Genomic DNA, 15436 nt, shown 5'->3' on the forward strand with positions numbered 1-15436 from the left:
GAAGCTTCCGATTGACAGAAACCATACTTAGTCTTTATGCCACTTATCTTCAAAATATCTCAAGGCAATTGAATTATTCCTATCCTCATCCCTTTCCTTGCCATGATTATTGATGGAAGCCAGGCTATTCGCTTTGAAAAAACCCTCTGTCCAAAATGGGATGTAACAAAACCTGCCTGAAGGAAATACATACTTAGGAACCAAGGCATGCGCACTGACCCAAACGTCGTCCACAAATCGAACTGCTCTTGGTTCTTCGGGATAATCAGTCAACTCTTTGAAATTGAAAAATTTCGGTCTTATTAAAAAACCAGAATATCCCTGTACGATATCTATTGGGTAATAATCATTTACTCTCGTAGTAGGTACTGGCACTGGGGCTTGCTTGGTGATATTGGTCCAGAGAGTCGTACTTCTATCCACCAAATCGTCTGGCACTCTCCAACCGCTCGCCGCCACGATCCATTCCGGCTTTTCATCAGAGGCTTTATCAAAAGCGGTAAGCATTGTACGCGGATACATGTTATCATCATCCACTACCAAAATCTTTTGATCTGCATTCAGTGATTCTACCGCAGGAATAAACTTGGTACTTGGCCCCCAGTCTTTATCTACGCGTTTAACCTCCAGGCACTTAAGGTCTTTTATCTCTTCCGGAATCACATACCCCACCTTTTCTCTCATGGACATCTGAGGCACATACAAGTGGATTTTCTTTGGTGCGAGCCTTTGTGAAAGTAAACTTTTTACGGTTGGTACTATTTCAGAAATACGACTCGGTATCGTCGAGAACGAGACAATGATATCTGATTGGTTTGGGTTATTGGCGCAGTAGTTGTCCCAATATTTTAGTGACTTTTTAGTGGTTAGAAAATAATGCAAATAGTCTCTAACAAACTTCTTACCGGACAAGTAATTATAGACCTGATTAAGTAAAAACAAGAAAACGACTAGGCCGATAAGTGTGTATTGAAGTACCGTCATGATTTGATGCGATTGACTAAGATGTCAATCTTTCTGTGAAAATTGAAATAAAAAACAGACAACCAGCTAAGACTATAAGGAAACGTTGGTTTCAGCTTATTTCTCACACTGAGATAATCTACAGGGTGCTGAGAACTGATGTTGACCTCATCCTTAGTAAGGTATAGACAATTGTTTTCCTGAAATTGATAAAGTAGAATGGTCAATACAGATTGGTCATCCCTGTGGTTTTCCCTGTTGGCTCCTACAGGCTTAATGCACTCATGAATTAATGAATATCTCTCCCATTCTGATACCAATTCCCTAACATTTGGATTTTGATATCCGAAACCACACATACAGCCGCAAATATTTCGGTTTAAATAATGAGATTCAGGCACCTTCATATAGTCGAGTGTCTCCTGCACAGTCCATTCCTTGAGTGTTCCAGAACCACCAATGGGAGCATAAAGGCCATGTTCGTTCATTTGTTCCCAAACATAGTGCAAAGGCTTAATCAAAATGGTTGCGCTGTCTAACCATAACAAGTTTCCCTTCTTTTCCTCAAATACCTCTTTAACCATAATAGGCTTAAAAGAATAAGTTTTGTATTCGAGTTGTACAAATTCTGGATATTTAGAAAAATCAAAATTGCGAACTGAAAGATTGGGCACCTTGCTGATCAGTACATCAAGGTGCGCTTTTTGTTCAGTATTGAAGCCCAGATCATAGCAAATCAACTCGCTGTTCTGATATTCCTTTTGAGCATTGAAAGTATAGACAAACTGACAAAATGTTCTGAAATAGAATTCGTCGGCCGCAGTTAATATGGTATTTGATACTGCCACTTTATACTAATTTACCTTCCATGAGCTTGATTACTCTGTCTCCATGATCAAAATACTGCTCATCGTGCGAAATTACGATTACAGTTTTACCTGCTTTCTTGAGATCTTGTAGAATGATTTCGTAGAATATTTTTTTGAAGTGCGGATCTTGATTGGCCGCCCATTCATCAAACAAATAGATGTCCTTATCTTCAAGAATAGATACCATCAATCCCAATCTCTTTTTCTGACCCTCTGATAGCCTGCTGGTACTAAACCGTTTGTTTTTTATAGTAACCTTCTTGGTTAGCTCAAGTGTCTTAATTAATGAATTTCCATTCTTCTCCAGGTTATCACTGTCAATATGAAGGAGCTTATCAAAAAGATAGGAGTCAACAAAAGTGGCTGAAAACTGGTCCCTATAATCATCTATATGATTGATGTCGATCTGCTGGCCTGCATATTCAATACTACCTCCTTTTGCCGGGTACAAACCTAGAATGATCTTGGCCAAGGTAGTTTTACCACTGCCATTGCCGCCTAACAAAAAGGTCAGTTCACCCTTATTTATTGTGAGGTCAATAGGTCCTAACTCGAAATGCTCATCTTCGTCGGGATTATAATACTCGTGCTGTACCCCTTTAAACTCTATAAGCTTGTCTCCTAAGCTAGTGTTCTTTTCTAGTTTTAGGTCTTTTTTATTTTTAGGCAGCTCCAATACCAGTCCCACCTCATTAATTTTATCAAGAGCTACTTCGATTCGCTTCAAATTGGCCATAAACCCTGTAGCAGATGACAATGGAGCTATCGTCATCATGACCAGTATAAGGTACTGACCAAAAACATCCGCCGTAACGAACTGTGTGTTGAATATCAATAGTATAAGTGTGCCGAAGCCAAATAACAGTACCAGATCAGTCGACTTAGAGGCAATTGAAGTAGCCAGGTTCTCTTTTACATTGTAAGCATTTTGTTCCTTACTAGTTGGAACTATCAAATCGTGAACATAAACTTTTTTATAATCATTGTTGAGAGTCAATTCTTTAATACCATAAATTAATCCCTCAAAATGCTCATAGACGTCATTCCACAACTCGCGTGCCTGTTCCGCATATTTCCTCACCATAGGCAAGGAAATTTTAGTGATTACCAGAACGACTGCAAATAAAACAACTGTGCTTAGCGTCAGTATTGGAGAAAACCACAACATATAGCCCAAAATACCAATCACTGTGGCCAGTCCTGTTGTAACACTAGGCATGCGATCTATCGAAGTAGCAATAGTCTTAATATCTTCTGTAAGGATCGGTAATAACTTTCCTTGATTTCTTTCGATGGCGACAAAATTGGAAGTCAATATTTTCTCTGAAATATCTACTCTCAATTTATGAATGATGGATTGAGTAAGCAATGATACGGTATAAGTAGAAACAACCGCCAATACACCATAGCCAATCCAAAAGATTAAAAAAGTGGTAACGAATTCGGTTTGATTGAAATCAGTCACACCAATGGCTTGATGAACCTGTTTGATTACCATGGTCGAACAAAAGCCTGTTAATACACTGGACACACTTGCAATTGTGAACAGTAGCTTTGACGATTTGAGTAGAAGTCTAATTATCCTCATTTCAATAATTCAATTTAATTTTGGTTGTTGACCTATCTTTCGAAAGAAGACTTCTTGGGATAGTAGTTTTTTAAAAATTCTTGAGCCAATTCGACAACCTTTGGATTCGGGTTATCCTTTTGATCATCGTTTAGACAATAAAAATTGGGACGCACCCTAGTGATTCGATCAAAAGCTTTTTGCTGTCTTTTAAAATTGTTGGTAATCTTATGAAATATTTGCCATTTCTTTAGTTCAAATATTTTGACTGGCCTGCAAGTTTGGCGCTGATACTTCAGCATATAATACTTATAAAACTTGTAAGCCATGAAATCATCGTCCTGACGAAAGCGATGGAGACGTTTCTCATGCGTCTTTTCAGGCCACAGCTTGTACATCGCATCCCAATATTCCTTTTTCACAAGAATGGGGCAATGCTCAACCAATCCTAACCCTATAATGTCATTCTTCGCCTCATAAATTCTCCAGCTTGGGTTTTCACCAAACAAGGTCCCAAAGATGTTGATTCTGCCGCTTTCTGAAATAAAGGTGTCCAAACTGGTTTCATTTCCAAATAGGAAATCATCATTCATATACAAGAAATGATCTGACAATCCGGGGATTTTATCCAGATAGGTCTCAATCACACTCGAACTGTAGGTAGGAAGATACTCTTCATCAAAAATATCTTCATGATGAACCACCTTTACCTTTGGGTGATCGATATTCAACCATTCAGGGACTTGCGGCTTTTGGGTTAGGATATAAATGTTACCTGCCCAGGGTACAAATTGCTCAATCGAGCGTAAGCTAAATTTGAGCATATCGTAGACATCTCTGAACCTTTCGGGATTGACATCATCAAGATTTTCAGCAAATTTTTGACATTTTTTGATGTAAACAGGATCATCACCATTCACCCAGGTGTAAACAATGTCAATAGACTGATTCGAATTGCTCAAATTTTGTTTGATTTGCACGATTAAAATTGAGCGCAAAACTATGAATCTTTCATCCATCATACAAAAACTTCAACGCATTATAAATGTGTACTTTACCACGACGCCTGGCAATTACACAGATAAGAAATTGGAGATTTTGGCTAAAATATTCGAAGTCACAAACGAGTACATGAAAAAAACCGGCGCGATATACTGGATAGACTTCGGTACCTTATTGGGCTATCATAGAGAAGGTGCTATTCTTCCGCACGACATCGATGTAGATTTTGGTGCTCATGAGGAAGAATTCGATAAGATTTGGAGCAAAAGAAATGACCTTCCAAAGGGATTCAAGTTGTATGACACTTCATTTAGGCATCGTGGCCCAAAACTGTATTTCAACTATAAAGGATTCGATGCAGATGTTTATTTCTATGAGGATAAAGATGGCACGCTTACATCATATGAGAACAGCCACTATCCCAATGAACGAACACCGTACCCCAAGGAACTTGCTATGCCAGCAAAACCAGCAGAATTTCTGGATCAATCAACCTTCGTTCCTGCAGAGCCACAAAAATACCTGGAGCACATATACAATTATTTAGGTAGTAATGGCCGAAGAGACACAAAGACTGGCTATTGGTACGAGAAGTAATTGAAAGTTCATGGTCAATTGTCCATTGAGGAGAGTCAACACTTAGTTTTAAGCTAAGGTTCTAAGTACAATTTGTTGAATGCTTCTGCTAACTGCTCAGTTTAGGTAAAACCAATGTTAGCGCACGATTGAGGTGATCTTCGTCGTCAATTTCACACCATACTAGATTGCTCTGTTTTTCTACATGGATTGGCTCAGTAGGCGACAACACGTTGAATCCGTACTCATATTTCATCTCCTTTATTGATGGTAGAGCAATCATTTTTTGATAAAAGTCCTGACTTAACTTGCATATTCCAACCAATTCAGCATAAGAATTGATCTTGTCATTGCCATCTTGTGACAAATATCTAAAGTCTCCATTCTCAAAAGCATGAAGATAAACTTCATCTCCTGAGTCTGTAAACCCACTCCCTAAAATGACATTCGGTTCATTAGAATTCAAAATGGTCTCTAGTGCAGAGACATCGTATAGCAGATCTGACTCTAGTAAAAGAAAGTCTCCATCCACATGCGGCGCGGCGCAAACCAGCGTGTACATGCTTTCCGTAGTTGAATATTCGTCATTATAAAATATAGTCAAATCATACTGATCCTGAATATCCTCATAAGTAGTCCCTTTGTGTCCTACCCCAATAACAATATTCTCAATCCCGTTTTCTTTGAGTAATCGAAAAGAACGCTCAATTAACGTCTCACCTCCTACTTCTAAAAATCCTTTCGGCATTTCTTTAGTTCTGTCTCCAAGTCTTGTGCCGCGTCCAGCTGCTAATATGACAGCCGTTTTGATATTTTGATTACTCATTCTATGCTTTGTATTTTCCTAATAAAATCAGTGGCGAAGATAGATAAAATTTGCTTTGGGGGTAAAGGCAATTTTATGAGTCATAGTAAATGATTGCAAAATATATATTTTACTTTTGCAGCCCGACCCAAAATTGAGTTTCAAAATAAATAAAGACTTAAAATCAAGTTTAGCATGAAAAAAGTGTATGTCGGCATGGGTACTGATTTGGTGCACCACGGCCACATCAACATCATTGAAAAAGCGCGTGAATTAGGAGATGTAACCATTGGATTATTGTCCGATGAAGCGGTATCCAAATTCGCCCGTACGCCATTTCTTTCCTTCGACGAAAGAAAACAAATTCTAGAAAATATTAAGGGCGTAACAGAGGTCATTCGCCAGGAAGAACTTGATTATGAGACCAACCTAAGAGCAGTAAAACCAGATTTTGTTGTTCATGGTGACGATTGGAAAGTGGGACCTCAAAGACATATCCGCGAGAAAGTGATCACAGTTCTCAAAGAATGGGGCGGCGAATTAGTTGAACCGGAATATACTTCAGGCATTTCTTCCACAGGCTTAAGACAAGCCATGAAGGAAATTGGCAATACACCGGACATCAGAAGAAGAATGCTTCGAAGAATGCTGGATAATGGTCACCTAGTAAAAGTGATGGAAACACACAACGGTATTTCCGGTCTGATAGTAGAAGACACTAAGGTCGAATTAGATGGAGAGGTAAGAGAATTTGATGCTATGTGGTTAAGTAGTCTAACCGACTCCACTGCTAAGGGTAAGCCTGATACTGAATACGTAGATAGAACTTCCAGATTTGGTACTATTAACGATATCCTCGATGTGACCACCAAGCCTATGATCCTGGATGGAGATACAGGTGGTGTAGCGGAGCACTTTGCTATGTTAGTAAGAAACATCGAGAGATTGGGGCTATCAGCCGTAGTAATTGAAGACAAAGTAGGACTGAAAAGAAACTCACTTTTCGGTACGGAAGTTGAGCAAACACTCGATACGATCGAAGGATTCTGCGAAAAAATTCAAGCTGGTAAAAAAGCACAGGTTACAGACGAATTCATGATCTTTTCGCGGCTCGAAAGCCTAATTGCAGACAAAGGAATGGAAGATGCACTTACCAGAGCTAAAGCCTATATAGAAGCCGGAACAGATGGTATTATGATTCACTCACGTCACAAGGACGGTAAGGAGATTATGGAGTTCATGAAAGAATATCAGAAGTTCGAGGTTAAAGTACCTGTGATCTCTGTGCCTTCATCATACAATCAGTTCACTGAGGATGAATTGAAAGCTGCAGGATTCAATATTGTTATCTATGCGAATCACTTATTAAGAACCGCATTTCCTGCTATGAAGAAAACTGCTGAATCTATTTTGACTCATAAGCGATCTAAAGAAGTAGATGAATACTGCATGTCTATCAAGGAAATTTTGACCATTCTACCTAATTAATTTCACATGCTGAATACCGCAGATTTTTTTGATTTCGTCACGGCGAAGGGCGTGGATTTTTCTACAGGTGTACCTGATTCCCTCCTAAAGGATTTTTGTGCTTACGTCGCTGACAACAGCAATGATATCATTGCTGCCAATGAAGGCGCCTGCATCGGAATTGCCGCTGGCTATTATCTGGCCACAGGAAAGATTCCTCTTGTCTACATGCAGAATTCCGGATTTGGGAATACAATCAATCCATTGACGTCCTTGACCGATCCGGAAGTGTACTCTATTCCCATGCTATTAATGGTAGGTTGGAGAGGCCGTCCCGGTGTAAAGGACGAGCCACAGCATGTGAAAATGGGCAGAATCAATGAGGCCATGATCCAATCTTTGGAAATTCCGTACTGCATCCTTTCAAAGGATATGAAAGAAGCTCAAAAACAGATCGATATTGCTTTTGAATTTATGCAAAAAGAAAAGGCGCCTTACATTCTATTAATAGAAAAGGAAACTTTTGAGCCTTATAAATTGCAGAGTGCTAAGCCTGATACCTATCCTATGTCAAGGGAGCGCGCCATTGAGATATTGCTAGAGGGGTTAAATGATGACGATGTGATGGTGTCTACTACTGGTAAGACTTCACGTGAAGTATTCGAAGTAAGAGAAGCTAGAAACGAACCTCATTTTAGAGATTTCCTTTGTGTAGGCAATATGGGTCACACCTCTCAGATTGCGTTAGGTATTGCGTTAGGCAAACCTGAAAAGCGCGTAATTTGTCTGGATGGTGATGGCTCCTTTCTAATGCACATGGGATCAGCCGCAATAGTTGGAGGACAAGAACCAGACAACCTAAGGTACATTTTGGTAAACAATGGCGCACATGAATCTGTAGGAGGACAACCGACGGTAGGATTTACAACTGACTTCAAAAAAATTGCTGAAGCCTGTAATTTCAATTCTACTTTCACAGCGTCTTCAGAAGAGGAATTACAGGATGTCATGCCAAAATTCCTGACCAGCGCAGGGCCTTCAATGTTGGAAATCAACGTAAAAAAGGGTTCTAGAAAAGACCTGGGCAGACCTACGGTTAAGCCTGCCGACAATAAGATTGCGTTTATGAAAAACCTTGGCAACTAAGTAAAATTGCCTCAAATTATTAATATGCTTAAAGTCGTTCTGACCATGGTCAGAGTGACTTTATTTTTATACAACTAATAATGAAAAGTCATGACCAGAAAAATCCTTCTTAATCCTGGACCAGCTACTACCACACAAAATGTAAAGGACGCTTTAGTCGTTGAAGACATTTGCCCAAGAGAAACAGAATTCGGCAACCTGATGCATGAAATTTCTGATGGCTTACTTGAAATCGGCCAAGGTCGAAAAGACTATAATGTTGCCCTTTTTGGGGCCAGTGGCACAGGGGCTATGGAAGCCACCTTGACTTCAGCCATCGGCAAAGAGGATAAGGTCCTTATTTTGACCAATGGTGCCTATGGCATCAGAATGACTCAAATCTGTAAAAATTATGGCATCAACTATGGTACACTTTTCGAATACGGCGATTATACAGAACCCTTAAAGGTAAAAGAAGCCCTTACTTCCAATTCATACACACATCTGGCATTTATTCACCATGAAACTTCTACAGGAATGATGGATCCCGTAGAAGAATTAGTGGCCTTATGTAGAGAGCTTCAAGTGGTTTCTATTGTAGACGCAATGAGTACCTTCGGAGCCTACCCATACAATTTGACAGAATTGGGTGTTGATTACATTTTTAGCTCTTCGAATAAGTGTATCCATGGAATGGCGGGTCTTTCTTTTGTATTGTTTCACAATAACAGAAAAGAAGAATTGAAGGCGAATGGAAGAAGTTATTACTTCGATGTCTATAAGCAATGGGAAAACCTTCAAATGAAGAGCCAACTCAGGTTTACCCCTCCTGTACAAATCTGCTATTCGTTTATGGCAGCCATCGAGGAAACATTGGAAGAAGGGGTCGAAAAGCGATGGGAAAGATACAAGGCAAACTGGCAAATTCTTTATGACGGCTTGTTGGACTTGGGGTTCAAACCACTTCTTCCATTAGATCAGGAGTCTAAAATTTTGTTAGCACTAAGACTAGATGGCAAGGAAGGCTTTGATTTTGACCATTTTCATGATTATCTCTATGAAAGGAATATTACTATCTATCCAGGTGTGATGCCTGAGAAGGCCACCTTTAGAGTCGCAATTATTGGTGATTTGTATCCGGAAGATATGTATCGCGTGATGGAAGAAATGACAGGATATTTTAATTCCTAAATATTTAAACTTTTTCAAAAAATACGTGTCTTTATCTTTTAAAATGTCGTATTAATATCAAAACTAATCTGTCAGCTCTTTTTTATAACGCCTTTTAATTGGGCATAATTTCTTATTAATGACACAAACTATAACCACAAAGCTTGCAGACAGCCAATTGAAATTTTGGAAAGAAAACTCCTATGTCCATATCCCTGGGCTTTTTAAAGATCGAGTTGATCAGATGTCTGGCTGGATAGATGAAATATCCACCTGGAAACCAAGTATGGATCAATGGATGTGCTATTACGAAATGGATAATCCGGAGCAACTGTCAAGGATTGAAAATTTCATTCCCTATCATGCCGGAATGAAAGAAATATTTACAGGTGATACGATTGTAAGCCTGATATCAGAGTTGATGAATGAGCAAGCCGTTCTGTATAAAGAACGTATTAACTTCAAATCTCCAGGTGGAGGACCTCATGCTGCTCATCAGGATGGTGTTGCTTATGAACAAGGCGAAAATGCTGCTTTCGACCCAAACATCAATCCTTATCTTTCCATTTTGATAAGTATTGATGAAGCTACCGAAGAAAACGGTTGTCTTCAGGTAGTGCCTGACTGGCCAATAGACAATCTGGAAATACTACCTATGGAAGCTCCATATCCCGACAGACCTGACTATATGAAAATCAAACAAAGTCTGGAAGACCGGTTGACATGGAAAAAGCTACCCACTCAACCTGGCGATGCCTTGATTTTCACCGAAAGGTTGCCTCATAGATCGGAACCAAATCTTTCAGACAAAACCAGAAGGATTATATACGGAGTATACAATCCATTATCTGTAGGTGACAAACGAAAGAAATACTATCAAGACAAACGCAAAAACCCAAATGATCCGCGATACATGGTTGGTAATCCACATGCTCCCAGTGAATAATGTTGGACAGAAGATAAAAAAAGGGTCTCAAATTTGAGACCCTTTTTATTGTGCGCTATAGCACAGCTTGGTGATGATTTTATTCTTTTAGTACTGTAATACCCCACAACTCCTGATTGTTTGGTGGGTCATCATTCCATCTTCTATAAGAGTGCGAACCGTCTGTCTCGAAATACACACGATAAGTTCCTTTCTCAAGCATAAAGGATTCATTGAATTCACGATTTTTCCGAGCACCACCACCATGTTCAGAATTTCTGTAATCCATTTCCCAAACTATCTTGCCAGTGTCCAGATTCTTGATAAAACCATAGTCATACATGTCTCCGCCGCTTCCTTCGCCGAGGCCTATAACTCTCACTTTTGAATCACTATCAATTGAGAATGTCTTTTTAACTAGTGCTCTATCACCTACCATAGCTATCACCGCCAGTTCATTTTTATTCTTATATTCCTCCGGGTGAAATGGTGTTACATTTTTGAGATCAGATTCATTGGTCGCCCAGATGGTAATCCCCCACATTTCTGGTTCGTAAGGTTGGCTTGAGTTCCAATCTCCATATGCGTGAGAATCATCCGTTGCGTAATACACAATATAATCACCTGGATCCAAAGTGATAACTTCTTCTACATATCTATTTTTATCAGCACCTCCTCCATGTCTGGTTTTATATTGTTTCATTCTCCATACGCGTTCCCTCGTGCTAGCATCAACGATCCAGCCAAAATCCGCCATATCGTCACCATGACTCTCCTCTCCCAAGCAATAGATTCTCACATCCATTGCTTTCTTTACGGTAATGCCTTTAGCCAGCATTTCATCATCTCTGGCTCTGGTAAGTGACACCAAAGGCTTTGTTGTCTTTGGCTCCTGATATGCCACTACATTTTTTTTGTCCTTGGCATCCGCCCAAACAGATATTCCCCAAAATTGAATATCATCAGGGGGCAAGGCATTCCATCTTTCGAATGAGTGTGAATCATCAGAAGTATAATTTACCAGGTAACTACCTGCGGGTAAAGTAATTCTTTCATTGACCTTTAAATTTTTCTTGGCGCCACCAGCGAATCTGGAATCTCTGTAGTCCATCTCGAACACCCGTTTTCTAGAATTGGCATCCATAATCCAGGCATAATCAAACATCTCTCCGTCCTGCCCTTCACCCAATGCATAAACCTGCAAGTCTGTTTCAGCAGTCAGGGTAAACCCTTCACTAAACCGCTCATCGTCCCTTGTTTTCACAAAGGATACAATGGCATCATCGGTCTTTATATCAACAAAACTACCGGCATCTGCCTTCGTTAGACCGCTTCCAGTCAGTTTGATAAACAAGTCATCCTGAGCACTTCTTCTATAACTTTCTCTATCTCTTGAACCAAAAAGCCAATCCATAGTACCTCCCAGGTCGCTAAATGACCAATCTCCATCGTACCTTCTGTTTTTGTTCCAACTGCGACTGTCATACATACCAGCAAAATAGAGTTCGTAGTTTCCTTTTTGAAGATTGACTTTGGTTCTGAATTCAAATGGACCATCTATGTCATCAACATCCTCTCCTTTCATGAAATCAAAAAGATGCCAAACTACTTCACGAGATTCTGCGTCCAAGATCCAACCGTAATAGATCAGTAACTTCCAATCATCCTCGAACACTGCCCCTGTCCCGCTAACCTCTACATCTCCGCTTTGTGCAACACTAAAGCCTTGAATCTTTACTTCTTTTGGATAAACATCTCCAAGAGAGATGGACTGTGCCAGGCTTGTGGAACACATGAGTATAGCCAGCGCCAGTGTATTTATTATTTTCATAGTCATAATGAGTTTTTTCTTTCACAACTAAGATGACCAAGGTTTTAAAAAAGTTTTAATGAAAAGAAATTTTATTTTGTTGATCGTGTATTTATGATCACATTCTTGATAGGAAGGTGATAAATATTATCAAATCCATTTTGAGTATTATTCATCAAACGACGTAATTCAGAGACACTACCTGCTTCACTTTTATCCTTTCTATTGCTTGTGAAATAAAAGACTTGAGCGTCAGCAGATACAAATGGGCAGTAATCTAATTTTTCGGAATTGATTTGATCGCCCAAATTAATAGCTGGCTGCCACTGATCATTGATTTTATGAGAAATGTATATATCACCGCCTCCTAGCCCATCGGACCTGCCATAGGAGCTAAAGAGAATATAGTTTTCATCCGGGTCTATAAAAGAGTTGAATTCATAAGTTGGGGTATTGATAGCCGAATCCATACTCAATGGTCTTTGAAATCTACCATTTTGGTATAAACTAAAGAATATATCCTCCTTACCTTTTCCTCCTTCTCTTGTCGCAGTAAAGTATAGAGTGCCTTTATTCGAAACTGACGGATAAAACTCATCTCCGTCTGTATTGATCAGTGAATCCAATGGAATGGGCTCACTCCACCCCTCCTTAACCTTATCAACATACCAAATATTGTAATCATTTGTATCGTCAGTTTCAAAAAGAGGCCTATCTGATGCAAAATACAGTCGTTTACCACTTGGGGCAAACATAGGTTCCAGGTCTTTGTATTTACCTGAGAAAGAGGATACTTCTGCATCACTCCAGATGGATCCATTCTTTTTCATTTCTACAATCATACGATGGGCATTGTCATAACTGTGCACGGAGTAGAGCAGATGATTTCCATCCACAGTTATGGTCATATCTCTCTCCTTATATTGGGTAGAAATCTTTCCGGGCATTAATAATTCAGGAGATTGCGCAAAAATTGGAAGTTGTAAAAAAAGCAGGGCCAGCATCACCGGCCCTAGCTTTAACCATTCTACCGAAGAATCATTGTCAATCTGCATTCTTGTCGTTGTTGTGGTAGACATCCGTTTACTTTTTAATTAAAAATTTTATGTATTCCTTGTTTTGGTGACCTGTTAGAACCAATGTGTATATTCCTTCTTTAAGGTTCAATTGCTCGATTTTTAGATCATTGGTTCCGCCACCATAAAATGAATAGCCAAGAACTTTACTGCCATCCATAGCAACAATCTCAACTGCAGTCACCTTAAAATCAGATTTAAATGTGAGTCGGTCTACGACTGGATTTGGAAATACCATTAAACCTTTATCAACCCTGCTATCGCTTGCACCCAGCAATGTCGCACGCACCCTGAGATAATCCGCTTTGAGCTTTTCTGAGGTTTTCGAACCTGATTTTACCACCAGGTGAATACTGTAGTCACCTAATTCCGTAAAACTAGCCGTTGGACTAGGTTCGGTAGAATCCACCTGACCATCATTGTCAAAGTCCCATTCATAGGTAACCGACTCGCCTTCAGGATAAACAGAAAGATCAATGATTTCGATGGTACTATTACTCAAATAAACTGCATCGCGTAAAGCAAAATCTGCTCTCAGGAATGCGTCAGGTACAGTTTCTTTTATTTTTAAAATTTGGTTGACTTCTTTATTAAGAAAAGCTTCCGAGTTACCATTGGGCCAGACAATTTCAATTTTTGTTATTATAGTGGCCGTCCCTACTCCAAAATGTGCTCGAATGCTATTCTGGCCATTGTAGCACGATTGACTCGATATTTCACGCATCTGAACTACCTCGTTGTCCCCTATCGTAGCTGTAACCTTCACCTTGGCTCCGATGGCGGATCGATTTGAAGACGTTCCTTCCAAATCTACAATCAGCCAGTTGTTGCTATTACCCAGGTTATGATAGAGACCATTTTTTTGGCTTTCTTCGAATGTATTTGCCACTAGCAAATCCAATTGACCATCATTGTCATAATCTCCAAAAGCAGCACCAAAAGACCATCCAACGTCTGACACGATAGTATGTTCGGTATCTTCAGTGAAGGTACCGTCTGCATTATTTATATAAAGTCTGTTACTCAAACTCTCGCCTGATTTAAACCCATTGGCAATATATAAATCCAAGTCACCATCATTGTCTATGTCACCCCAGGCAGTGCCAAACGAATTATCAGAACGTTGTACCAGGTTCTGTCCGGTGATCTTTGAAAAATTACCATCACCAAGGTTTTCGAAGAATTCATTGGCCTGTCCAAAGTTGGCAACATAAAGATCCAAATCTCCATCATTGTCGTAATCAGCCCAGCTACTACCTGTCGAGTTTGATACTGATGAGACCAGCTCCCCAGAGGCTAATTTGCTCAAAGTTCCATCATTGTTAATGTATAATTCATTGATAGCACCCTCATTGGATACAAACAAATCCAGGTCATTATCATTATCATAGTCGATCCAATTTACACTTCTTGAATTCAGTCTCGCTTCTGTCGTCACACTTCCTGAATTTCTGCTAAATGTTCCATCTCCATTATTTATATAAAACTGATTACTGCTTCCACTTCCTAGTGAGCTATTGGTAATATATAAATCAAGGTAACCGTCTTTGTCGTAATCTGCCCAACTGGCAGTTTCTGAAAAACCATTTGCTTCAATGGCAGCGTTGGTGGTAAAGGTCTCTCCAAGATTTTTATATAGGTAGTTATCCTTGCCATACCAGGTAACTACAAATAAATCTTCAAAACCATCATTATCTATATCACCCCATGTGGCACCATCTGATGGGCTGTTGTCTTTTACAATTACACTTTCGGTGTTCTCTTCAAAATTGCCCGTACCGTCGTTCATGTACAAGACATTGTTTTCTCCGGTTTCCTTGCCGTTAGTTATAAATATATCGAGCCAACCGTCCTTGTCAACATCAATAAATGTTGTGGCCCTGGAGCTGTTTACGGCTTGAGTAACTTCATTGTCAATTTTCTCAAATGACTGAGCCGAAAGGCATGTGGTGATAAAAATCAGGCTGACGAGTAGGTATAATTTCATGTCTTAAAGCTTTTGGTTTGACAATGAAACATAGACTTTTAGAGATGACCTTAGTCATTATGGCTATACTCGTTAAACTGTTATAAATGCTCGG

Annotated in this window: 13 protein-coding genes; 5 read left to right on the forward strand and 8 right to left on the reverse strand. The window is 39.6% G+C overall.

The window, feature by feature from the left end:
* Nucleotides 1-27: 27 nt before the first annotated feature.
* Genes ABJD64_RS16525 through ABJD64_RS16540 form a run of 4 tightly spaced genes read right to left on the reverse strand, consistent with a single transcriptional unit; the run spans nucleotide 28 to nucleotide 4361 of the window.
* Entirely contained in the window at nucleotides 28-984 is a 957-nt protein-coding gene (locus tag ABJD64_RS16525) for a hypothetical protein (RefSeq protein ID WP_348181688.1), read from the reverse strand.
* On the reverse strand, nucleotides 981-1811 hold the full coding sequence (locus ABJD64_RS16530) for a DUF1647 domain-containing protein (protein ID WP_348181689.1): 831 nt from the start codon (nucleotides 1809-1811) through the stop codon (nucleotides 981-983). The genes ABJD64_RS16525 and ABJD64_RS16530 overlap by 4 nt, the downstream gene beginning before the upstream one ends.
* A gap of 1 nt (nucleotide 1812) precedes the next feature.
* Nucleotides 1813-3420: a cyclic peptide export ABC transporter gene (locus ABJD64_RS16535; RefSeq protein ID WP_348181690.1), complete on the reverse strand. Its 1608-nt coding sequence runs from the start codon at nucleotides 3418-3420 to the stop codon at nucleotides 1813-1815.
* Nucleotides 3421-3452: 32 nt separating this feature from the next.
* Nucleotides 3453-4361, reverse strand: coding sequence for a Stealth CR1 domain-containing protein (locus ABJD64_RS16540; RefSeq protein ID WP_348181691.1), 909 nt, complete (start codon nucleotides 4359-4361; stop codon nucleotides 3453-3455).
* 40 nt (nucleotides 4362-4401) lie between these two features.
* On the opposite strand from ABJD64_RS16540, the gene ABJD64_RS16545 reads away from it, so the two are divergent.
* The gene (locus tag ABJD64_RS16545; protein ID WP_348181692.1) at nucleotides 4402-4998 is read left to right on the forward strand and encodes a LicD family protein; all 597 of its coding nucleotides are present in this window, start codon (nucleotides 4402-4404) and stop codon (nucleotides 4996-4998) included.
* An 88-nt stretch (nucleotides 4999-5086) separates the two neighbouring features.
* Here the strand turns inward: ABJD64_RS16545 and ABJD64_RS16550 are convergent, their stop codons facing one another.
* The gene (locus ABJD64_RS16550) at nucleotides 5087-5803 is read right to left on the reverse strand and encodes a phosphocholine cytidylyltransferase family protein (protein ID WP_348181693.1); all 717 of its coding nucleotides are present in this window, start codon (nucleotides 5801-5803) and stop codon (nucleotides 5087-5089) included.
* Nucleotides 5804-5977: 174 nt separating this feature from the next.
* Here ABJD64_RS16550 and aepX point away from each other — a divergent pair, with 174 nt between their 5' ends.
* From aepX to ABJD64_RS16570, 4 genes are all read left to right on the forward strand, one after another.
* On the forward strand, nucleotides 5978-7270 hold the full coding sequence (aepX, locus tag ABJD64_RS16555) for a phosphoenolpyruvate mutase (RefSeq protein WP_348181694.1): 1293 nt from the start codon (nucleotides 5978-5980) through the stop codon (nucleotides 7268-7270).
* Between the two features lie 6 nt (nucleotides 7271-7276).
* A complete protein-coding gene (gene aepY / locus ABJD64_RS16560; RefSeq protein ID WP_348181695.1) occupies nucleotides 7277-8395 on the forward strand; it encodes a phosphonopyruvate decarboxylase in 1119 nt (372 codons plus the stop codon).
* Nucleotides 8396-8485: 90 nt separating this feature from the next.
* On the forward strand, nucleotides 8486-9565 hold the full coding sequence (locus ABJD64_RS16565; protein WP_348181696.1) for a 2-aminoethylphosphonate--pyruvate transaminase: 1080 nt from the start codon (nucleotides 8486-8488) through the stop codon (nucleotides 9563-9565).
* Nucleotides 9566-9683: 118 nt separating this feature from the next.
* Nucleotides 9684-10490 carry a phytanoyl-CoA dioxygenase family protein gene (locus tag ABJD64_RS16570; protein WP_348181697.1) on the forward strand — a complete coding sequence of 269 codons (807 nt, stop codon included), beginning with the start codon at nucleotides 9684-9686 and terminating at the stop codon, nucleotides 10488-10490.
* A 79-nt stretch (nucleotides 10491-10569) separates the two neighbouring features.
* Here ABJD64_RS16570 and ABJD64_RS16575 read toward each other — a convergent pair whose 3' ends face one another.
* From ABJD64_RS16575 to ABJD64_RS16585, 3 genes are all read right to left on the reverse strand, one after another.
* Entirely contained in the window at nucleotides 10570-12300 is a 1731-nt protein-coding gene (locus ABJD64_RS16575; RefSeq protein WP_348181698.1) for a hypothetical protein, read from the reverse strand.
* A 71-nt stretch (nucleotides 12301-12371) separates the two neighbouring features.
* Nucleotides 12372-13358 (reverse strand): hypothetical protein, encoded by a 987-nt coding sequence (locus ABJD64_RS16580; protein ID WP_348181699.1) that lies wholly within the window; start codon nucleotides 13356-13358, stop codon nucleotides 12372-12374.
* 4 nt (nucleotides 13359-13362) lie between these two features.
* A complete protein-coding gene (locus tag ABJD64_RS16585) occupies nucleotides 13363-15342 on the reverse strand; it encodes an FG-GAP-like repeat-containing protein (RefSeq protein WP_348181700.1) in 1980 nt (659 codons plus the stop codon).
* Nucleotides 15343-15436: the final 94 nt, after the last annotated feature.

This window comes from Reichenbachiella sp., assembly GCF_039944555.1.
Taxonomy (GTDB): Bacteria; Bacteroidota; Bacteroidia; order Cytophagales; family Cyclobacteriaceae; genus Reichenbachiella.